This is a genomic window from Azotobacter tropicalis, from assembly GCF_059739045.1.
Map to the genome: position 1 here is coordinate 3,736,971 of NZ_AP046059.1, position 20,671 is coordinate 3,757,641.

General features: G+C 65.6%; 16 protein-coding genes, 1 other RNA gene and 1 pseudogene. 8 read left to right on the forward strand and 10 right to left on the reverse strand.

Annotated elements, in window-relative coordinates:
• The first annotated feature begins 98 nt into the window (after positions 1-98).
• Complete coding sequence (locus tag Atro_RS17675; protein WP_497924360.1) at positions 99-815, forward strand: PqiC family protein; 717 nt, start codon at positions 99-101, stop codon at positions 813-815.
• Positions 816-828: 13 nt separating this feature from the next.
• Here the strand turns inward: Atro_RS17675 and Atro_RS17680 are convergent, their stop codons facing one another.
• Positions 829-1,518 (reverse strand): pirin family protein, encoded by a 690-nt coding sequence (locus Atro_RS17680; protein WP_497924361.1) that lies wholly within the window; start codon positions 1,516-1,518, stop codon positions 829-831.
• Positions 1,519-1,855: 337 nt separating this feature from the next.
• Positions 1,856-2,233, reverse strand: a transfer-messenger RNA (tmRNA) gene (ssrA, locus tag Atro_RS17685).
• A 153-nt stretch (positions 2,234-2,386) separates the two neighbouring features.
• On the opposite strand from ssrA, the gene Atro_RS17690 reads away from it, so the two are divergent.
• Positions 2,387-4,882, forward strand: coding sequence for a sensor histidine kinase (locus Atro_RS17690; protein ID WP_497924367.1), 2,496 nt, complete (start codon positions 2,387-2,389; stop codon positions 4,880-4,882).
• Positions 4,883-4,921: 39 nt separating this feature from the next.
• Here the strand turns inward: Atro_RS17690 and Atro_RS17695 are convergent, their stop codons facing one another.
• From Atro_RS17695 to Atro_RS17715, 5 genes are all read right to left on the reverse strand, one after another.
• Complete coding sequence (locus tag Atro_RS17695; RefSeq protein WP_497924370.1) at positions 4,922-7,738, reverse strand: FAD-binding and (Fe-S)-binding domain-containing protein; 2,817 nt, start codon at positions 7,736-7,738, stop codon at positions 4,922-4,924.
• The gene (locus Atro_RS17700) at positions 7,735-8,406 is read right to left on the reverse strand and encodes a LutC/YkgG family protein (RefSeq protein WP_497927701.1); all 672 of its coding nucleotides are present in this window, start codon (positions 8,404-8,406) and stop codon (positions 7,735-7,737) included. Before Atro_RS17700 ends, Atro_RS17695 begins: the two co-directional genes overlap by 4 nt.
• Positions 8,406-9,854: a LutB/LldF family L-lactate oxidation iron-sulfur protein gene (locus Atro_RS17705; protein ID WP_497924372.1), complete on the reverse strand. Its 1,449-nt coding sequence runs from the start codon at positions 9,852-9,854 to the stop codon at positions 8,406-8,408. The genes Atro_RS17700 and Atro_RS17705 overlap by 1 nt, the downstream gene beginning before the upstream one ends.
• Entirely contained in the window at positions 9,851-10,675 is an 825-nt protein-coding gene (locus Atro_RS17710) for a (Fe-S)-binding protein (RefSeq protein WP_497924374.1), read from the reverse strand. Before Atro_RS17710 ends, Atro_RS17705 begins: the two co-directional genes overlap by 4 nt.
• Positions 10,676-10,759: 84 nt before the next feature.
• The gene (locus tag Atro_RS17715) at positions 10,760-12,448 is read right to left on the reverse strand and encodes a lactate permease LctP family transporter (protein ID WP_497924376.1); all 1,689 of its coding nucleotides are present in this window, start codon (positions 12,446-12,448) and stop codon (positions 10,760-10,762) included.
• 341 nt (positions 12,449-12,789) lie between these two features.
• On the opposite strand from Atro_RS17715, the gene Atro_RS17720 reads away from it, so the two are divergent.
• A complete protein-coding gene (locus Atro_RS17720; protein ID WP_497924378.1) occupies positions 12,790-13,566 on the forward strand; it encodes an FCD domain-containing protein in 777 nt (258 codons plus the stop codon).
• A 42-nt stretch (positions 13,567-13,608) separates the two neighbouring features.
• Here the strand turns inward: Atro_RS17720 and smpB are convergent, their stop codons facing one another.
• Positions 13,609-14,091 (reverse strand): SsrA-binding protein SmpB, encoded by a 483-nt coding sequence (gene smpB / locus Atro_RS17725; RefSeq protein WP_497924380.1) that lies wholly within the window; start codon positions 14,089-14,091, stop codon positions 13,609-13,611.
• A 195-nt stretch (positions 14,092-14,286) separates the two neighbouring features.
• Here smpB and Atro_RS17730 point away from each other — a divergent pair, with 195 nt between their 5' ends.
• A complete protein-coding gene (locus Atro_RS17730; RefSeq protein ID WP_497924382.1) occupies positions 14,287-14,721 on the forward strand; it encodes a type II toxin-antitoxin system RatA family toxin in 435 nt (144 codons plus the stop codon).
• On the forward strand, positions 14,714-15,040 hold the full coding sequence (locus Atro_RS17735; protein ID WP_497924384.1) for an RnfH family protein: 327 nt from the start codon (positions 14,714-14,716) through the stop codon (positions 15,038-15,040). Before Atro_RS17730 ends, Atro_RS17735 begins: the two co-directional genes overlap by 8 nt.
• Before the next feature lie 22 nt (positions 15,041-15,062).
• On the opposite strand, the gene Atro_RS17740 is transcribed toward Atro_RS17735, so the two are convergent.
• Positions 15,063-15,581, reverse strand: a complete 519-nt coding sequence (locus Atro_RS17740; protein WP_497924386.1) for an outer membrane protein assembly factor BamE — start codon at positions 15,579-15,581, stop codon at positions 15,063-15,065.
• Between the two features lie 92 nt (positions 15,582-15,673).
• Here Atro_RS17740 and fur point away from each other — a divergent pair, with 92 nt between their 5' ends.
• Entirely contained in the window at positions 15,674-16,078 is a 405-nt protein-coding gene (fur, locus tag Atro_RS17745; protein ID WP_497924388.1) for a ferric iron uptake transcriptional regulator, read from the forward strand.
• A gap of 82 nt (positions 16,079-16,160) precedes the next feature.
• On the opposite strand, the pseudogene recN reads toward fur, so the two are convergent.
• Positions 16,161-17,833 (reverse strand): annotated as a pseudogene (gene recN / locus Atro_RS17750) (DNA repair protein RecN).
• A 190-nt stretch (positions 17,834-18,023) separates the two neighbouring features.
• On the opposite strand from recN, the gene grpE reads away from it, so the two are divergent.
• Both grpE and dnaK read left to right on the forward strand, forming a co-directional pair.
• Positions 18,024-18,587: a nucleotide exchange factor GrpE gene (gene grpE / locus Atro_RS17755; RefSeq protein ID WP_497924390.1), complete on the forward strand. Its 564-nt coding sequence runs from the start codon at positions 18,024-18,026 to the stop codon at positions 18,585-18,587.
• Between the two features lie 138 nt (positions 18,588-18,725).
• On the forward strand, positions 18,726-20,657 hold the full coding sequence (gene dnaK / locus Atro_RS17760; protein ID WP_497924392.1) for a molecular chaperone DnaK: 1,932 nt from the start codon (positions 18,726-18,728) through the stop codon (positions 20,655-20,657).
• Positions 20,658-20,671 lie beyond the last annotated feature (14 nt).

Sequence of the window (20,671 nt, forward strand, 5' to 3'; positions counted from 1 at the left end):
GGCTAACCTCCGGCGCCTCCTGCCAGCGCAGTTCGCCGGGTCATGTTGTTTGACGATGGACTATGGCTGCCTGGTGGCGGCCTTCTGGGTGAACATTGATGAGATTCCCTCGCTTTCGTTTGCTTGTCCTGCTGGCCGTCTTGTCGCTGCTGGGCGCCTGTTCGCTCCGCCCGACGACGACCCTCTACCGGCTGGACAGCGGCGATCCTGAAACACCCGAGCGGAACGGCCTGGCCGTGCTGCTCGGTCCGGTGATCCTGGCCGACTATCTGCAAAAGGATGCCGTCCTGGTGCAGCGTCATGAGGATGGCCGCCTGAGCACGGCACGCGATGCCCGCTGGGCCGGCGATCTGAAGGCCGATATCGACCAGTTGTTGCTGCGCCAGCTGGCCTGGCGCCTGGACAGCCACCGCCTGGTTCCCGAGCCGGGCGCGCCCGGCTTCAAGCCGGACGTGCAGGTCCAGCTGAACATCACCCGCCTGGATTCGGGGCCCAAGCAGCCGGCGGTTCTGGAGGCTCAGTGGCGTCTGCTGGACCGCCGGGGACGCCTCAACGAGAGCCGCCTGATCCGGCTGGAGGAGCCGCATCAGGGGTCCAGCGCCGATCAGGTACGGGCGCAGAGCGTGGTGCTGCAGCGCCTGGCCGAAAATCTGGCGGCGGCGATCCTGCCGCTGGCCAAGCAACAGCAGGCGCCGGTGGCGGAATCGCGCAAGACCGCGCGGGCGGCAGTGCCCAAGGTCGAGGAAAAACCGCCGCAGACCCCGGATATCCCCGTCGCTCGACCGACCCGGGACGTCGAGGTGTTCCGCTTCTGAACGCGCCGGCGCCTCAGGGCAGGTCGAACAGCAGCGCCTCGACCGCCTCGCCGGCTTCCAGCTCGATCGCCGATTCGCCGGCCAGCGTGGCGCCGTCGCCGGCTCTGAGCGGCACGCCGTTGGCCTGCAGGCTGCCGCGGGCGACGTGCAGGTAGTAGGTGCGTCCGGCACGGGTCGGCAGGCTCACCTGCTGGCGTTCTTCCAGGCGGGCCAGGTACAGGCAGGCATCCTGGTGGATCGGCAGCGAGCCCTCGCGACCGTCCGGCGAAACCACCAGGCCGAGCCCGCGCACGGCAGAGAAGTCCTTCTGCGCATAGCCCGGCTGCACGCGGTTTTCCTGCGGCTGGATCCAGATCTGCAGCAGGTGCAGCGGCTCGCTCGCCGAGGGGTTGTATTCGCTGTGCACGATACCGCTACCGGCGCTCATCGCCTGAACCTCTCCGGCCTTCAGCTGGCTGTGGTTGCCCATGCTGTCCTGGTGCTCGACGGCGCCCTCCAGCACATAGGTGATGATTTCCATGTCGCGGTGCGGGTGGGCGTCGAAGCCGGTCCGCGGCGCGACGCGGTCGTCGTTGATCACCCGCAGCCGCGAGACGCCCATGTGGCGCGGGTCGTAGTAGTCGGCGAAGGAAAAGCTGTGGTGGCTGTCCAGCCAGCCCAGGCTGGCATGGCCGCGTTCGGCGGACGGGCGCAGGGTGATCATCGAGTCTCTCCTGAAGGGGAAGGGGTGTTGCTGTGAGCAAGGCTAGCCTTCGGAGGACTGGAAGAAAAACGCGGTTTTCGGAGGGAATCGATCGAAATTATGGATGTTTCTACCGAGGCCCGTAGCGGGGCTGGATTCTCGGCCGGGGAACGCTCGTCCGCTGCAGAGTCGCTTCCGGGAGCAGCTGTGCGGCCTGCGTACCCGACAGCCGTGGTGTCGATGCATGGCCGACGGTGCCGGGCAGGGCATGAGGGGCATGCATAAACAAGAAAGCCCGCACAGGGCGGGCTTTTCAGGGGTGTTTCCGGTCATGTGGGAACATGTGGAAACTTGCATTTGGTGGAGCCGGGGGATTTGAACCCCCGTCCGTCAGCTCTCCGCTATCGGTTCTACATGCTTAGCCAGCTCTACTGAGTTAACTCCGCGCCGCCCGAGTGGCAGGGTGCTTGGAGCGAGCTGTATGGGTTTTAGCCGTTACGTCTACAGCGAACTTGGCGGCGATCCTGTTCTGTCTGACGATCACTTCGGGTTTACAGGCATCCCCTGATGATCGCTGGCGCCGAAGCGACCAGATGAAGGTTAGGCGGCTAGCGCGTACCCTTCGAAGTTGTCATCGTTGGCAACTATAGGTTTGCAACAGTGGATTTACGAGTTCTGTTACCAACTCGGCATGCCCCTCAAGTTTCGTTACCGGCGTCGAATCCTAATCGGCCCCAAAACCTTAGGTACTGAGTCAAGTATACGGTAAATAGACCAGTGAGTCGACTATCGTGGCTGGCAAAATCCGTCAGTAGGCTGCTATATGATGGGCTTTCCGACGTCGCTGGGTGACGAGACTTTTTCCATGCCTCGGGCAACGCGATACCCCTTGCGCCAGTGGATCTGGCGCGCCTTCATACAGTGCGCCTTGCTTCCGTTGTTGCTGGTGGAGCTGGTGCTGATTGGCGCCTATCTGCTGAGCAACGCTGCCATGCGCGATGCCCAACTGGGACATCTCGAGGCGCGGGCGCAGCAAGGACTGGAGAGTGCCGCGCAGCACGAGGCCGAGGTCGTAGACTGGCAGCTGTGGAGCATCGAGAGGCAGACGCGGATCTTCCGCGAGGCCGTCATCCATGCGCTGCAGAATGAACGCTTCCAGCCGGACGAAGCAGAGCGGGCGCGGCATGCGCTCGGCCCGGACGGCCAGTTCTACAGCCGCAGCGACGATGGTCGCGCGGCTTCCTTCTATGCGAAGAGCACGCCGCGGGAGCGACAGGATCATGCCAAGGCACTGCGCCTGTCGCAGCTCGATCCGCTGATGCGCTCGATCAAGGAGACCGACCCTCTGGTGGTTTCGGTCTATTTTCGCAGCTGGGACCACTACACCCGGCATTTCCCGTTCTTCGACGTGCTGCAGAAGGCGCCCGGCGACACGCCGTCTTCCGGATACAACTTCTATTCCCGGGCCGCCGAGCAGGGGGACCCGGAGCGCGAGCCGGTATGGACTTCGCCCTATCTCGATCCCGCCGGCCGCTGGCGAACGGCGACCATCGCCCCCGTATACCGCGGCAATTTCCTGGAAGGGGTGGTCGGTCTGGAGATCGACCTCGAAGAGATGCTGGCCAAGACGAGGACCCTGGAAGTGCCATGGCAGGGACACGCCATGCTGATCGACGGGGAGGGAAGCGTCATGAGCTTGCCGAGGGAGGGCGAGAGGCCGAGCCCTTTCGCGGTCAATGCGCCGGAGCATCGGCGGGAGGTCGAGCATCTGCTGCAGGCGGTTGGTGCCGAAGGGGTGGCGCAGGCAGCGATGTTCGACGGACACGAGCATCTGCTGGTCTGGCGGCGGATTCCCCTGACCGGCTGGCGTCTGCTGCTGGTCGTGGACGAGGACAGGATCTTCCAGTCGACCCGGGCCCTGGCAGCCCACTACCAGAAGATCGGTTATCTGCTGATCGCCGGTCTGCTGCTGTTCCATGGCTTGTTCCTGATGCTCTGGTGGCGGCGCTCGCAGCGCCTGAGCCGCGAACTGGAGCAGCCAATCAGCGGCATCGTCGACATGCTGCGCCATCTGGGCAAGGGGCAGTGGCATGCGGGGACCGATCGGCCGCTGCCACTGCGGAGCAGCCGGATCGACGAATTGAATACGATGGCTGATGCGTTACGCAGCAGCGATCGGCAGTTGCACGCCAGCGAGGCCGAGCGCTCCCGGACTCAGCGCCTGCTCGAGGTGGTGATGGAGAACACCACCGAGAGCCTCTGGGAAATCATCGCGGACGAGAGCCAGATCCGGGTGAGCAGCCGCTTTGCCAGGCGCTTCGCCTTGGACTCCGAGAGTGTGACCCTCGAAGAGTTCAACCGGCTGGTCCATCCGGACGACATGGAGCGTCTCAGGCAACGGCGCGAGAGTTTCTTCAGCGGTGCCGACGGTGTTTACGAGGTGGAGTACCGCTGTATCGACCGCGCCGGCCAATATGTCTGGCTGCTGTCGCGCGGCCAGGCACTGGCGTGGGATGCCAGTGGCCGGGTGCTGCATTCGGCGGGTACCCATGTGGATATTTCGCGGCTGAAGGCGGTGCAGGAGGACCTGCGCCGCGCCACCTTGCAGGCGCAGGACGCCAGCCGGGCGAAGAGCCGTTTCCTGTCCAGCATGAGCCACGAGCTGCGTACGCCGCTGAACGCGGTGCAGGGCTTCGCCCAGTTGATCGAGCTGGAGGTGGAGGGCAAGCCCGAGACGAACCCGGTCGGCGAGTATGCCCGGGAAATCGTCAAGGCCAGCCGGCATCTCACCGCGCTGGTGGACGACATCCTCGATCTGTCGACCCTGGAAGGGCGCCGCCAGCAATTGCATATCCGGCCGGTCGAGGTCGGTGCCATGCTGGCCAGTTGCGCCGAGCTGGTGCAGCCGCAGGTCCTCGAGCGCCAGTTGCAGCTACAGCTGATCCCCATGTGCATGCCCCTCTACGTGCATGCCGATTCCCGGCGCCTGCGGCAGATCCTGCTGAATCTCTTATCCAATGCGATCAAGTACAACCGTCCGCAGGGCCGGGTCACGCTCGGCTACGAGGTGCGTTCGGACTGCGTGCGGCTCTGGGTCAAGGATACCGGGCCGGGGCTCGACGCCGAGCAGCAGAGTCAGCTGTTCCAGCCCTTCCAGCGTCTTGGTCGGGAAAGCTCGAACATCCCTGGCTCCGGCATTGGTCTGGTGTTGTGCTATGAGCTGGCCAGCATGATGAGCGGCAGCATAGGCTTCTACAGCGAGCCTGGGCACGGCTGCTGCTTCTGGATCGATCTGCCGAGCGCGGCGGCACCCGAGGAGGAGCGGGCATCGCCCGGCGACGAGCCGCCGACCGGGCAGGTCGAGCGGGTCGAGGGCGATTCCTGAGGTCCGGCTTGGCGCTGGGGCATCCCTGCCCCGGTAGGTTCAGGCCGGACGGGCCTTGGCGCGGCTGACCCGGTCGACCAGGTAGACCAGCCCGTGGTAATCGAGACCGCTGTGCCGGCTGAGACCGATCTCGCAGGTCCGGCTGGTGGAGACGCCTTCCTCGCAGTACTGCACCGCTGCCTTCAGGTTGCGCAGGGCATTGGCGTTCAGCTCGGGGCTGGTGAAGCCCTTGTCGCCGGCGAAGCCGCAGCAGTGGATGCCTTCCGGAACCACCACCTCGCGGGCGCAGCGCCGGGCGATGTCGATCAGCGCCTCGGCCTCGCCCAGGTGCTGGGTGCTGCAGGTGACGTGCACGGCGATCGGTGTGTCCTGCGGCTCGAAGTCGAGACGGTCGAGCAGGAAGGTGCGGATGAATTTCACCGGATCGAAGATCTTCAGGCGCTCGTCGGTCAATTCCTTGACCAGCCGCAGGGTGCAGGGACTGGTGTCGCAGTAGATCGGATCGAGCCCGCCGCGGCTGGCTTCGAGCAGGGCGTCGAGGGTTTCCCGGCGCTTGCGCTCGGCCTGCTCGGCATAGCCCTTGGAGGCGAACGGCTGGCCGCAGCAGAGCTTGTCCAGGGCCTGCGGAAAGACCACCTGGTAGCCGGCTTTCTCCAACAGGGCGCGGGTCTTGTCGATCAGCGGCACCTGCTCCTTGTCGTTACCGGCCGGGCCCATGGCGCGCGACACGCAGGCAGCGAGATAGACCACCCGCGGGCGTTCGTCGGGCTGCGGCGCAGCGCGGCGCTGCAGCCGTACCGGCTGCGGCATGGCCGGCGTCCACTGCGGCAGGTGACCGCCGCTGAGACGGGTCAAGGCGCCGCTGAGCTTCGTCAGGCGCGGCGCACCGAGCAGGCGGCGCGCGCCGTCGGCGGCGAGCAGCACCAGGCGCGAGGCGCGCACGCTGGCGGCGAAGTGTTCGGCCAGCCAGTCGGCGGTGCTCTGGCGGCCGGCCTCCAGGCCGCGCAGCTTGCGCACCAGGTCGCCGGTGTTGATCCCCACCGGGCAGCGCTGGGCGCACAGGCCGGTGGCCGCGCAGGTGTCGATGCCTTGGTAGCGGTAGGCCTTCTCCAGGGCGGTGCTGCCGGCGCCGGCGCGCCGCCTGGCCTGGATGTCGCGCCACATGACGATGCGCTGGCGCGGCGTCAGGGTCAGGCCGCGGGACGGGCAGACCGGCTCGCAGAAGCCGCATTCGATGCACTTGTCGACGATCTCGTCGGCGGCCGGCAGCGGCTTGAGGTTCTTCAGGTGGATCTGGGGATCTTCCGAGAGCACCACGTCGGGGTTGAGGATGCCCCTGGGGTCGAGCAGGCGTTTGATCTTCCACATCAGCTGGTAGGCGTCCTGCCCCCATTCCAGCTCGACGAAGGGCGCCATGTTGCGTCCGGTGCCGTGCTCGGCCTTCAGCGAGCCGCCGAACTCCACCGCCACCAGTTGCGCGACTTCCTGCATGAAGGCCTCGTAGCGGGCGACCTGGGCCGGCTCGTCGAAGCCCTGGGTGAAGACGAAGTGCAGGTTGCCCTCTAGGGCGTGGCCGAACAGGATCGCCTCGTCGTAATGATGTTTTTCCAGCAGCTCGATCAGCCGGTTGACACCCTCGGCCAGGCGCTCGATCGGGAAGGTGACGTCCTCGATGATCACCGTGGTGCCGGTCTGGCGTACCGCGCCGACCGCCGGGAAGGTGTCCTTGCGGATCTTCCACAGCTGGTTGTAGACGGCCGGGTCGCTGCTGAAGTCGACCTGCTTCTCCACCGGGAAGCCGGCGATGGACGCGCCGATCCGCTCGATCTGTTCCTCCAGCAGCGAGAGGCCGGAGGCACGGGTTTCGATCAGCAGGGCGCAGGCGGTGGCGGACAGGCCCCTCACCCAGTCCGGCATGCCCTTCATGTTCTCCACCGAGCGCAGGCTGCGCCGGTCGAGCAGTTCCACCGCCGAGACCGGCTGCTGCTTGAGCACCGGCACGGCGTTGCAGCAGGTTTCCACGTCGGGGAAGACGATCAGCGCGCTGGCCTTGTGCGGGTGCTCGGGCACGGTGTGGTAGGTCACCGCGCTGATGAAGCCCAGGGTGCCCTCGGAGCCGACCATCAGGTGGCTGAGGATGTCCAGCGGCCGGTCGTAGTCGACCAGGGCGTTGAGCGACAGGCCGGTGGTGTTCTTCAGCCGGTACTTGTGGCGGATCTTCGCCGCCAGCGTCTCGTCGGCGCGGGTCTGCCGGCCCAGTTCGGCGAGCCGTTCGAGCAGCTCGCCGTGACTGGCCTCGAAGCTCGCCACGCTGAGCGGGTCCTCGGTGTCCAGCACGGTGCCGTCGGCCAGCACCAGGCGCAGGGCGGCGAGGGTGTGGTAGCTGTTCTGCGCGGTGCCGCAGCACATGCCGCTGGAGTTGTTGGCGACGATGCCGCCGATCTTCGCCGCATTGATCGAGGCCGGGTCCGGACCGATCTTGCGCCCCAGCGGAGCCAGCACGGCGTTGGCGTGGGCGCCGATGACCCCGGGCTGCAGGCGGATCTGCGCGCCGCCGTTGCGGATGTCGCGGCCGTTCCACTGCTCGCCGAGAACGATCAGCACCGAGTCGCTCACCGCCTGGCCGGAGAGACTGGTGCCGGCCGCACGGAAGGTCACCGGCACGCGGGAGGCAGAGGCCAGGCGCAGCAGCTTGACCACCTCGGCCTCGGACTCGACGCGCACGACCAGCTTGGGGATCAGCCGGTAGAAACTGGCGTCGGTACCGAAGGCCAGGGTGGAGAGCGGGTCGTCGAAGCGCCGCTCGCGGGGAATCAGGCGTTCGACGGCGTTAAGAAAGGAAGCGGGCAGGCTCATGCATCCTCCAGGATCAACACGACCAGATCCTTGGGTCCGTGGGCGCCGTAGGCGAGCACCTGCTCGATGTCGGCGGTCTTCGAGGGGCCGGAGACCAGCAGGGCGTTGGTCGGCATGCCGGCGGCCCACTGCTGTTTCTGCTGCACCTCGAAGAAGTTGTCGTAGACCTCGCTGGCCTTGAGCAGGGCGAAGTGTACCGGCGGCACCAGGCTCATCAGCCGCGGCTCCTCGCGGTTCGGCCAGAGGATCAGGCTGCCGGTGGCGGCGATGGCGCCGAGGGTGCCGGTCAGGCTGGCCGGGGTGTCGTCGAACAGCTCGGCCTTCCATTCCTCGATCGGTCGATCGTAGGCCTTGAGCCGCGGCAGGCCCTCGCGCCCGGCGAAGTGCGCGGCGAGCTGCGCGCCGTGGGCGGTGGCCGGGGCGATCAGCAGGCTGGGCAGCTGCTTGTCGGCGAGCAGCTTTTCCAGCAGCACCGGCCACTCGGCCGTGGTGGTCAGGTGGGTTTCGGTATGCACCGCCTCCATCAGCTGGCGCAGGCGCGGGATGCGCTCCGCCGCCGGGTAGCTCCAGGGCCGGGTCACCAGGTCCAGGTCGTAGTCGTCGGCGACCGGCGAGGTGCCTTCGAGGCTCTTTCTCAGCTTGGCGAGGATATTGGCTTTGGCTGACATCATTTGCCCTCCAGGTGCTCGCGGGCCAGCTCGTGCAGCGAGCGGGCAGCCGGTTTCGGTGCGCTGTGGTTCTGCGTCCAGGGGCCGAGGTTGCTTGGCGTCAGGCCGCGCAGGCGGGTGGCGAAGAAGCCGAAGGCGCGATACAGCAGGGGCGAGGTGTTGAGCAGGCGCCACCCCTTCCACAACAGGCGCTCGCGCGGCGAGTACTTGCTGCCCTGGCCGCGCATCACCGAGTTGGGTGCATCCGGCTTCTTGATGTTCTCCTCGCGCAGGCGGCGCAGCAGCGAGGGGATCGGGATCTTCACCGGGCAGACCTCGCCGCAGGCGCCGCACAGCGAGGAGGCGGACGGGTGGTCGGGGGTGTTCTCCAGTCCCATCAGGTGCGGCGAGACGATCTTGCCGATCGGCCCGGGATAGACGGTGCCGTAGGCCTGGCCGCCGATCCGGGTGTAGACCGGGCAGTGGTTCATGCAGGCGCCGCAGCGGATGCAGTTGAGGGTCTGGCGCAGCTCGCCGTCGGCGAAGGCCTGGCTGCGGCCGTTGTCGAGCAGCACCAGGTGGACTTCCTGCGGGCCGTCCAGCTCGCCGGCCTTGCGCGGCCCGGAGATCATGTTGACGTAGGTGGTGATGCCCTGGCCGAGCGCCGAACGGGTCAGCAGCGACAGGAGCGGCACCACGTCGCGCAGGTTCTCGACCACCTTCTCGATGCCGGTGACGGCGATGTGCACCGGCGGCACGCCGGTCGACATGCGGCCGTTGCCCTCGTTCTCCACCAAGAGCAGGGTGCCGGTCTCGGCCACCGCGAAGTTGACCCCGGAGACGCCGATGTCGGCCTCGAAGAACTTCTGGCGCAGCACGCGCCGGCCGGTCTGGATCAGCGCATCGACATCCTCGGTGTAGGGCTCGCCGAGCTTGTCGTGGAACAGGCCGGCGACCTGCCGGGCGTTCTTGTGGATCGCCGGCATGATGATGTGGGTGGGCTTCTCGTGGTCGAGCTGGATGATGTACTCGCCCATGTCGGATTCCAGGGCTTCGATGCCGTGGCCTTCGAGGAAATGGTTCATCTCCATTTCCTCGCTGACCATCGACTTGCCCTTGATCACCTGCTTGGCCCGGTGGGACTCGGCGATCTGCAGGACGATGGCGTTGGCCTCGTCCACGGTTTCCGCCCAGTGCACCTTCACGCCGTTGCGGGTCAGGTTGGCTTCCAGTTTTTCCAGCAGCTCCGGCAGCTTGGACAGGGCGCGGGCGCGCACGTGGTTGCCCATTTCGCGCAGGTGTTCGCGCTCGTGCTCGTCCGGCATCGAGGCCAGGCGCTTGGCCATCAGCGAATCCATGGCCTTGCGCATGTTGCCGCGCAGCTGGGCGTCGTCGAGGGCGTCGTGGGCGTTGCGCTTGAGGGTACGGCTGGAAATCTCCAGTGCGGGGATGCGGGCTTGGCTGTTCATGCTCCACCTCCAGTGCGTTTCCAGAGGAAGCTGGCCAGGTGCTGGCCGCGCAGCGTCTCGTTCTGCTTCTCCAGCGCGCCGTTGATGTTGAGCAGGCAGCCGCAGTCGGCGCTGACCACCTGGGCGGCGCCGGAGTCCTTCAGGGCGCGGGTCTTGTCGGCGACCATGGCGCCGGCGATGTCCGGCATGCGCACGCTGAAGGTGCCGCCGAAGCCGCAGCATTCGCTCTCGTGGTCGTGCTCGACGCGCTCGACCCGTTCCAGCTGGGCGAGCAGGGCACGGCCATGCAGGTGGGTGTTCATCTCGCGGCGCGCCGAGCAGGAGGTGTGCAGGGCGACCTTCTGCGGCTCGCCCCGGTCCTTGAACTCGACCTTGCAGACGTGGAGGAGGAATTCGGCCAGCTCGAAGGTGCGCGCGGCCAGCGCCTGCACCTGGCGCAGGGTGGCCGGCTCGTCCTTGAACAGCTCGACGTAGTGGTGGCGGATCATCCCGGCACAGGAGCCGGACGGCACCACCAGCGGCCAGTCCTCGGCGAACAGCGCCAGCTGGGCGCGGGCGACCTGGCGCGCCTCCTCGGTGTAGCCCGAGGTGTAGGCCGGCTGGCCGCAGCAGCTCTGCTCCTGCGGGAAGTGCACCTGGATGCCTTCGCGTTCGAGCAGGCGGATGGCGTCGAGGCCGGCCTCGGGGAAGAACAGGTCGAGCACGCAGGTGCCGAACAGGTAGGCGTGGCCCGGCTTCTGCGCCGGGTACCGGCGCGGCTCGGGCAGGGGCGGCGCCACGCGGGTGGCGTTGGGCGCGGCGTCGTAGAAGAGTTCGCTCATCGGGCATGCCTCCGGGTTGGCCCGGTTATCGGATGGCAGGCGCCGGGGAGTTCCCGGCGCTGCATGGCTTACGCAACAGCTCGTTCAGTGCACCAGCATGCCGGTGAACACGTAGGCCTGGGCCAGGGTGATCAGGCCGACGAAGACGGCGAAGATCAGGCTGTGCTTGAGGGTGAAGCGGAACAGATCCGACTCCTTGCCGACCAGGCCGGTCGCGGCGCAGGCCACGGCGATCGATTGCGGCGAGATCATCTTGCCGGTCACGCCGCCGCTGGTGTTGGCCGCCACCAGCAGGGTGTCGTTGACGCCGATCTGGTGTGCGGTAGTGGCCTGCAGCGAGCCGAACAGGGCGTTGGACGAGGTGTCCGAGCCGGTCAGGAACACGCCCAGCCAGCCGAGCAGCGGCGAGAAGAACGGGAAGGCCGCGCCGGTGCCGGCCAGTACCAGGGCGAGGGTGCTGGACATGCCGGAGAAGTTGGTGACGAAGGCGAAGGCCAGCACCATGCCGATGGACAGGATCGGCCAGCGCAGTTCGACCAGGGTGTCCTTGAAACTGGTCAGACCATCTTTGAGGTTGACCTTGAGGACCAGCATCGACAGCAGCGCGGAAAGGAAGATCGCGGTGCCGGTGGCGGATACCGGATCGAGCTTGAATACCGCCGGGATGAAGGTGTCCTTGGCGACGATCGGCGCGGTCTTGATCACCAGCTGGTCGAGGTGCGGGATGGCGAAGTAGAGCACCAGGTCGTGCAGCGCGCCGTCGGCGGCGAACAGCGCCTTGAACGGCTTGAGGGTCCAGACGGTGACCAGCGCGGTGAGGATCAGGAACGGCGACCAGGCCTTGACGATCTGTGCGGCACTGTAGGGCGAGGGAGTGGTGTTGCGCGGGCCGCCGAAGCCGCCCAGCACTGCGGCGCCGCCGGCGGTGATGCCGACCACCTGGGCGCTTTCCGCGCGCTTGGGTTGCCAGACCTTGAGGAACAGGGTCAGCGACACCAGGCTGACCAGCGCCGAGGTGATGTCCGGCAGTTCCGGGCCCATGAAGTTGGAGGTGAAATACTGGGTCACGGCGAAGCTGGCACCGGCGACCAGCGCGGCCGGCCAGGTTTCCCTGATGCCGCGCCAGCCGTCCATCATCGCCACCAGCCAGAACGGCACGAAGATCGACAGCAGTGGCAGCTGGCGGCCGGTCATGGCGCCGATCTTGAAGGCGTCGATGCCGGTGACCTGGCCGGCGACGGTGATCGGGATGCCCAGGGCGCCGAAAGCCACCGGCGCGGTGTTGGCGATCAGGCACAGGCCGGCGGCGTACAGCGGGTTGAGGCCGAGGCCGACCAGCAGGGCGGCGGTGATCGCCACCGGGGCACCGAAGCCGGCGGCGCCTTCGAGGAAGGCGCCGAACGAGAAGCCGATCAGCAGCACCTGCAGGCGCTGGTCGTCGGTGACCGACAGCACCGAGCTACGGATCACTTCGAACTGGCCGCTCTTGACGGTGAGTTTGTAGAGGAACACCGCCGCGACGATGATCCAGGCGATCGGCCACAGGCCGTAGAGGAAGCCGTAGCCGGCGGCGGCCAGGGCCATGTCGGCCGGCATGCCGTAGGCGAAGATGGCGACCAGGATGGAAAGTGCCAGGGTGATGCTGCCTGCCACATGTCCCTTGAGGCGGAACACGGCCAGGGCGAGGAAGAAGAATACGATCGGGACGAGGGCGGCCAGGGCCGATAGGCCGAGGCTGCCAAGCGGTGTGTAGAGCTGTTGCCAGGCTTGCATAGGGGGTTCTCCCTTGATTGTTTTTGGAGGGATCGACGACTCGCTGCGGCGTACCCCAGCCGCAGTAAGGACTGAAGGTTCCGGACTGTGCGGCGGGCAGCAGCCGGTTTTTCTGTCGCTGCAGTTGATTAAATTGGTCATACCAATTTACAATGTTGCCGGACAAGATTAGTTTTTGTGTGGGAGTCGTGTCAATTTGTCCTCTCGCGACTTTTGTCGTGGGCTTTTCTTGGTGCCGCTCGTTGTTAGGGTTGGGGCGGCTTGGATAGGCTTCACGAGGAAGGCTTGAGGGCTGGTGGTGGGTGGGGTGTCAACTGGTCAAGCTAGTGGAGGGGGAGGCAATGGGATTTGGCCCGGTCCGGCAGCGCCGTCTGTCGGACGATATCGTCGAGCGCCTCGAGGCGATGATTCTCGAGGGGTCGCTCAAGGCCGGCGAGCGCTTGCCGGCGGAGCGCGTGCTGGCCGAACAGTTCGGCGTGTCGCGCCCCTCGCTGCGCGAGGCGATTCAGAAGCTGGCGGCGCGCGGCCTGCTGGTTAGTCGCCAGGGCGGCGGCACCTATGTGGCCGAAGCGCTGGGCTCGACCTTCAGTGATCCGCTGTTGCAGCTGCTGGAGAACAGCAGCGAAGTGCAGCGCGATTTGCTGGAGTTCCGCCATACCCTGGAGGGGGCCTGCGCCTTCTATGCGGCGCAGCGCGCCACGCCCCTCGATCACGAGCGGCTGCGCAAGGCGTTCGAGCGCCTACAGCAGTGCTACGCCGCCCCGGTGCCGGGCGGCGGTGCCGAGGAGGGCTTGGCCGATGCGCGTTTCCATCTGGCGATCGCCGAGGCCAGCCACAATGCCGTGCTGTTGCACACTATCAAGGGCCTGTTCGACCTGCTCCGGCGCAACGTGGTGACCAATATCGGCGGTATGTATGCCCAGCGCGGCGAGACCCGCGACATGCTGATGCAGCAGCATCGCGAGCTGTACGAGGCAATCGTCGGCGGGCGGGCCGAAGAGGCGCGGGCGGTGTCCAGCCGGCACATCCATTATGTGCAGGAGGTGCTGGCCGAGGTGCAGCAGGAGGCGCAGCGCGAGGCGCGGGCGCGACGGCGTCAGGGGTTGGTCGAGGGTTGACGGGGCGGGCGGCGTCATCGAGGATGCCGCCCGAAAGCTCGATCAGTCTTCCTTGCCCTTGCTGCGAATGGCGCGCTGGATTTCCCGGTCGGAGTCGCGGGCCTTCTCGGTATCGCGCTTGTCGTATTCCTTCTTGCCCTTGGCCAGGGCGACCTCGCACTTGATCAGATGCTTCTTCCAGTACAGCGAGAGGGCGACGCAGGCGTAGCCCTTCTGCTGGACGGCACCGAACAGCTTGCCGAGCTCGCGCTTGTGCAGCAGCAGCTTGCGGGTGCGGGTGGGATCGGCGATCACGTGGGTGCTGGCTGTCTTCAGGGGCGTGATGTGGCTGCCCATCAGCCAGGCCTCGCCATCCTTCAGCAGCACGTAGCTGTCGACCAGTTGTGCCTTGCCGGCGCGCAGGCTCTTCACCTCCCAGCCAGCCAAGGCCAGGCCGGCCTCGAACTTCTGCTCGATGAAGTAGTCGTGCAGCGCCTTCTTGTTCTGCGCGATGTTGCCCTGAGGGTGTTTCTTTTGCTTAGCCATAGGGCGCGCATTATAGGCACTTGCAAGCGGGCTGGCGACACCGAGCTTGAGGGGTGGCTGCTAATTTCGGACAATGCCCGATCGCTTTTGCATGCGGCTGTGGCTGCGGGGCGCCGGCCGGGCCGATCGTGCCCTTGTCTTGGTTCCGGGCATTCCCTTGCGGCGATATTGACGAAGTAACCGAGAGTTCATTGAATGGCGACTCGCATACACCGCTCGGCACTGCTGCCTTTTCCGGCGCGTGCTCTTTACGATCTGGTCAACGACGTGGCGCGCTATCCGGATTTTCTGCCCTGGTGCAGCGCCGCCGAGGTGCTGGAGGCCAGCGAGACGCACATGCGTGCCAGGCTGGAGGTGGCCAAGGGCGGCTTGAGTCAGCGCTTTCTCACTCGCAACGCTCTGCAGCCGGGACAAAGCATCGAGATGAGCCTGGAGGAAGGGCCCTTCGCCCACCTGCATGGTTTCTGGGAGTTCAAGGCGCTCGGCGAGAAGGCCTGCAAGATCAGTCTCGATCTGACTTTCGACTACTCCGGTCCGTTGATCAAGGCGACCCTCGGGCCGCTGTTCAACCAGGCGGCCAATACCCTGGTGGATGCCTTCTGCGAACGGGCCAAGCAGTTGTATGGATAGGCAAAGCATTGCCGTGGAGGTCGTCTATGCCCTGGCGGACCGGCAGAGGCTGGTCGGCCTGAGCGTGCCGCGCGGCACCACGGTGCGCGAGGCGGCGTTGCGCTCCGGGCTCGACCGGGACTTTCCCGGTCTGGATCTGGCGAGCAGTCCCCTGGGGATTTTCGGCAAGGCGGTGGGCAGGCCGGAGGAGCGCGTGCTGGAGGAGGGGGAGCGGGTGGAGATCTATCGTCCGCTGATCGCCGATCCCAGGGAGGTCCGCAAGCAGCGCGCCGCCAAGGCTGCCAGGGCCAAGGCGGGGGAGGAGTCGCCAGAAAAGTAGGGCGCTGAGGCTCGGCAGGCTTTTATTGCGGGCTGGGTTCCAGGGGCTCGACCGTCGGCACGGGCATGCTTTCCGCCTCGTCCACTTCGCGCTGGATCTCTTCGAGCAGGGAACCGGGCTTGGCTGGCTCTTCGCCTTCCTCGGTCGGCGCTCGTTTGATGATGGTACCGCCGCCAGTGTGCCCCATGATTTCCTCTTCGCGCGTGGCGCCGGGAAGGAAGTCGCCGGCCAAGCCAACCAGCAGGTCGTTGTTATCGAATACCAGGCTGACCCGCTCCTGTAGCCGCTGACCGCCACCGGGTTTGATGCTGTACAGATAGTCCCAGCGATTCGGGTGGAAAGTGTCGGTGATCAGCGGACTGCCCATAACAAACCGGACTTGCCGGCGGGTCATTCCGGGACGCAACTGGTCTATCATGTCCTGCGTCACGACATTGCCCTGCTGAATGTCGATTTTGTACACCCCGGGAATCGTGCAGCCGGCAAGAGCGAGCAGGCCCACGAGGGGTAGACTGGTCAGCATGAGCTTGGTGTTTTGCATTGCTGGGAGAGTTCCGCTATCTGCTGAGGCAACTAATCCCTGATAATACCTGCATTGAAGGAGGCTGCGAAGCAGCAGCAAGAAAGCCGACCATGGTTGAAAATAACGAACTGCGTAAAGCCGGTCTGAAAGTTACCCTGCCGCGCGTCAAGATCTTGCAGATGCTCGACTCTGCCGGGCATCGCCATATGAGTGCGGAGGATGTCTACAAGGCGTTGATGGAAGCCGGGGAAGACGTGGGACTGGCGACGGTCTATCGGGTACTGACCCAGTTCGAGGCGGCTGGGTTGGTGGTCCGGCACAATTTCGATGGCGGACATGCGGTGTTCGAGCTGGCCGACAGCGGTCATCACGACCACATGGTCTGTGTGGACTCCGGTGAGGTAATCGAATTCTACGATCCGGAAATCGAGAAGTTGCAGCGCGAGATCGTCAAGCGGCACGGCTTCGAGCTGGTCGATCACAACCTGGTGCTCTACGTGCGCAAGAAATCCTGAATCGCGAGGCAGTCCAACGCTCGGCATCAGGCACAGGAAGGCGACCGGACAGTCGCCTTCCTGGTTTTGGCCGGTGCAGCCCTCAGGCCTGGGCGCTGCCGATCATTCGGCGGGCATGGGCCAGGGACTCCTCGGTCAGTTCGAGCCCACCGAGCATGCGGGCCAACTCCTTGATGTGCGGCTCACCCTCCAGGCGGGTGACTGCCGTGCGGGTTTCGTCGATCCCGCGCGCCTTGTGAACGAAAAGGTGGCGGTGCCCCTGGGCAGCGACCTGGGGCAGGTGGGTAACAGTCAGCACCTGGCCGTGCTGGCCGAGTTGACGCAGAAGCTGGCCAACCACTTCGGCGGTCGGGCCGCCGATGCCGACATCGACTTCGTCGAAGACCAGCGTCGGCGTGCGTGAGGTCTGCGCGGTGATCACCTGAATCGCCAGGCTGATGCGCGACAGTTCGCCGCCCGAGGCCACCTTGGCCAGAGGCTTCTGTGGCTGCCCGGGGTTGGCGCTGACCAGGAATTCGATCTGTTCGAGTCCCTGGGGTGAGGCTCGTTCGAGCCGGACGGATGCAGCTCGATGGCAAAGCGTCCGCCGGGCATGCCCAGGCGCTGCATCTGTTGCTCCACGGCCGCAGCCAGGCGTCCGGCGGCCTGTTGCCGCAGGCCGCTCAGCTCTTGGGCTTTCTCCTGGTAATGCCGTGTGTAGGCTGCCAGCTCCCGGTCGAGGCGCTCGAGCGTTTCGTCGTCCGCGCTCAGGCCGGCCAACTCGTCCAGCAGCCGCTGCTGCAGGGGGATCAGCTCATGCGGCTGGACCCGGTGCTTGCGCGCCAGGCTGTAGATGGCATCAAGGCGCTCCTCGACCCGCTGCTGGCGCTGCGGGTCGACATCGAAGTGATCGAGGAAGCGGTTCAATTCGCCGACGGCCTCCTCGACCTGGATCTGCGCGCTGGCCAGCAGGCCGACTGCCTCGCCGAGCGGGCCGGGCTGCACCTGCAGGCCGGTCAGGCGCTGCAGGCTGGCGGTCAGGGCGGAAAGCACGTTGCCGGCATCGTTCTCGCTGCACAGATCGATGACCTGCCGGCAGTTGCTGAGCAGGTGTTCGGCATTGGACAGCGCCTTGTGTTCCGTCTCCAACTCCTCCAGTTCGTGGTCGCCGAGGGCGAGACTCTCCAGTTCCTCCAGCTGATAGCTGAGCAACTGCTGGCGGGCGCGCTGTTCGTCGCCGGCGCTGCATCGCCTTTCCAGCTCCTGGCGGGTCTGCCGCCAGCGCTGTGCGGCCAGTCGTACTTGGTGGGCCAGGTCGCTGGCGCCGGCGTACTCGTCGAGCAGGCGGCGCTGGGTGTCGTTCTTCAGCAGGGACTGGTGTTCGTGCTGGCTGTGGACGTCGATCAACAGTTCGCCGAGTGCCCGCAGATCGCCCTGCGGGCAGGGCGTGCCGTTGATGTAGGCGCGCGACCGTCCTTCGGCGGTGATCACCCGGCGCAGGATACACGGGCTTCCGCGCTCTAGATCTCGCTCGGCGAGCCAGGCCTGTGCCTCGGGGATCGTCGTCAGATCGAAACTGGCGAGGATGTCCGCCTTGGTCGCGCCCGGTCGTACGGCGCCGCTGTCGGCCCGGTCGCCCAGTGCCAGGCCGAGGGCATCGAGCATGATCGACTTGCCGGCGCCGGTCTCGCCGGTAATGACGGTCATGCCTGCATCCAACTCGAGGTCCAGGTGTTCGACGATGGCGTAGTTGTGGATCGACAGGTGCACCAGCATGGCAAGACTCGCGGGATACAATTTCTGTGTGTATATACAGTAGTCGATTTTATGCCGACAACTCGTTCGCATGTGAAATGTCGGCGGGCTGCACAACTCCTCTTGAAGCGTTGGATTGCATCCCCATATAGGGCGGCAGAAACACGAGCCACGCCCGTGGCCCGTGGCCGCTTTTTGAAAGGAGAGATGCATGGCTGACGAACAGAACCTCGATAACCAGGTGCCCGAGGCGGCTCCTGCCGGCGAAGGTGCTCCTGCTGGCGAGGACCTGGCTGCCCGCGTGCAAGCGTTGGAGGAGCAGTTGGCTGCTGCTCAGGATCAGTCCCTGCGTGCCGCTGCAGAGTTGCAGAACGTGCGCCGGCGTGCCGAGCAGGATGTGGAGAAGGCGCACAAGTTCGCCCTCGAGCGCTTCGCCCAGGATCTGCTGGGAGTGGTCGACAGCCTCGAGCGCGGTATCGAGCTGTCCGATCCGGCCGACGAGTCGATCCGGCCGATGCGCGAAGGCATGGAGCTGACCCTGAAGATGTTCCATGACGTGCTCAAGCGCTACCAGCTCGAGCAGCTCGACCCCCACGGCGAACCCTTCAACCCCGAACATCATCAGGCGATGGCCATGGAAGAGAGCGCCAGTGCCGAGCCGGGCAGCGTGCTCAAGGTGTTCCAGAAAGGCTATCTGCTCAGCGGTCGCTTGCTGCGTCCGGCGATGGTGGTGGTCAGCAAGGCGCCGGCGCCCTCGAACAACGGACAGGCTTGAAATGGCACGGCCCGTCCCCATTTGTAAGGGCATGCATTTATCGGCTTTCGCGCCTGGCCTTCCAAGGCACGGCGACAGGCCAGTGAAACGATTAGCACAGTGGCTTTCAGTGGCCTGCTGAATCAAAGTTCTCGGAGAGTGAATATGGGCAAAATCATCGGCATCGACCTGGGCACCACCAACTCCTGCGTGTCCGTGCTGGAAAACGGCGTGGCCAAGGTCATCGAGAACGCGGAAGGTGCACGCACCACTCCGTCGATCATCGCCTACAGCAACGACGGCGAAACCCTGGTCGGGCAGTCGGCCAAGCGCCAGGCAGTGACCAACCCGCAAAACACGCTGTATGCGGTCAAGCGCCTGATCGGTCGCCGCTTCGAAGAAGAGGTGGTGCAGAAGGACATCAAGCTGGTCCCCTACAAAATCGTCAAAGCCGATAATGGTGACGCCTGGGTCGAGGTGAAGGGCCAAAAGATGGCTCCGCCGCAGATCAGCGCCGAAGTGCTGAAGAAGATGAAGAAGACTGCCGAGGACTACCTCGGCGAGCCGGTCACCGAAGCGGTGATCACCGTGCCGGCCTACTTCAACGACAGCCAGCGCCAGGCCACCAAGGACGCTGGCCGCATCGCCGGTCTGGACGTCAAGCGGATCATCAACGAGCCGACCGCCGCGGCGCTGGCCTACGGCATGGACAAGGCCAAGGGCGACCACACCATCATCGTCTATGACTTGGGTGGCGGTACCTTCGACGTGTCGGTGATCGAAATCGCCGAGGTCGACGGTGAGCACCAGTTCGAGGTGCTGGCCACCAACGGCGACACCTTCCTTGGCGGCGAGGACTTCGACATCCGCCTGATCGACTATCTCGTCGACGAATTCAAGAAGGAAAGCGGCATCGACCTGAAGGGCGATCCGCTGGCCATGCAGCGCCTGAAGGAGGCTGCCGAGAAGGCCAAGATCGAGCTGTCCTCCAGTCAGCAGACCGATGTCAATCTGCCGTACATCACGGCCGATCAGACCGGTCCGAAGCACCTCAACGTGAAGATTTCCCGCGCCAAGCTGGAAGCCCTGGTCGAGGAGCTGGTGCAGCGCACCATCGAGCCGTGCCGTATCGCCCTGAAGGACGCCGGCATCGACGTGGGCAAGATCGACGAGGTGATCCTGGTCGGTGGCCAGACCCGCATGCCGCTGGTACAGCAGAAGGTCGCCGAGTTCTTCGGCAAGGAGCCGCGCAAGGACGTCAATCCGGACGAGGCCGTGGCCATGGGCGCCGCCATCCAGGGCGCCGTGCTGGCCGGCGACGTCAAGGACGTGCTGCTGCTCGACGTGTCCCCGCTGACCTTGGGCATCGAGACCCTGGGCGGCGTGATGACCCCGCTGATCGAGAAGAACACCACTATTCCGACCAAGAAGTCGCAGGTGTTCTCAACCGCCGACGACAACCAGAACGCCGTGACCATCCACGTGCTGCAGGGCGAACGCAAGCAGGCCGCACAGAACAAGTCGCTGGGGCGCTTCGATTTGGCCGACATCCCGCCGGCGCCGCGTGGCGTGCCGCAGATCGAGGTCACTTTCGATATCGACGCCAACGGCATTCTGCACGTGTCCGCCAAGGACAAGGCCACCGGCAAGCATCAATCCATCGTGATCAAGGCCAATTCCGGCCTGTCCGAGGAGGAGATTCAGCAGATGGTGCGCGATGCCGAGGCCAATGCCGAGGAAGACCGCAAGTTCGAAGAGCTGGTGTCCGTGCGCAACCAGGGTGACCAGCTGGTACATGCCACCCGCAAGATGATCTCCGAGGCAGGTGACAAGGTCAGCGCGGATGAGAAGGTAGCCATCGAGAAGGCGGTCACCGATCTGGAGGCGGCACTCAAGGGCGACGACAAGGCCCGGATCGAATCTCAGATGAACGCCCTGTCCCAGGCTACTGCGCCGCTGGCGCAGAAGATGTATGCCGAGCAGGCCGAGTCCGGCGAGGCTGCCCAAGGGGGCGAGAAGGCCAAGGGCGCGGCGGACGATGTGGTGGACGCCGAGTTCGAAGAGGTCAAGGACAGCAAGGGCAACAAGTAAGCAGCACGCTTGCT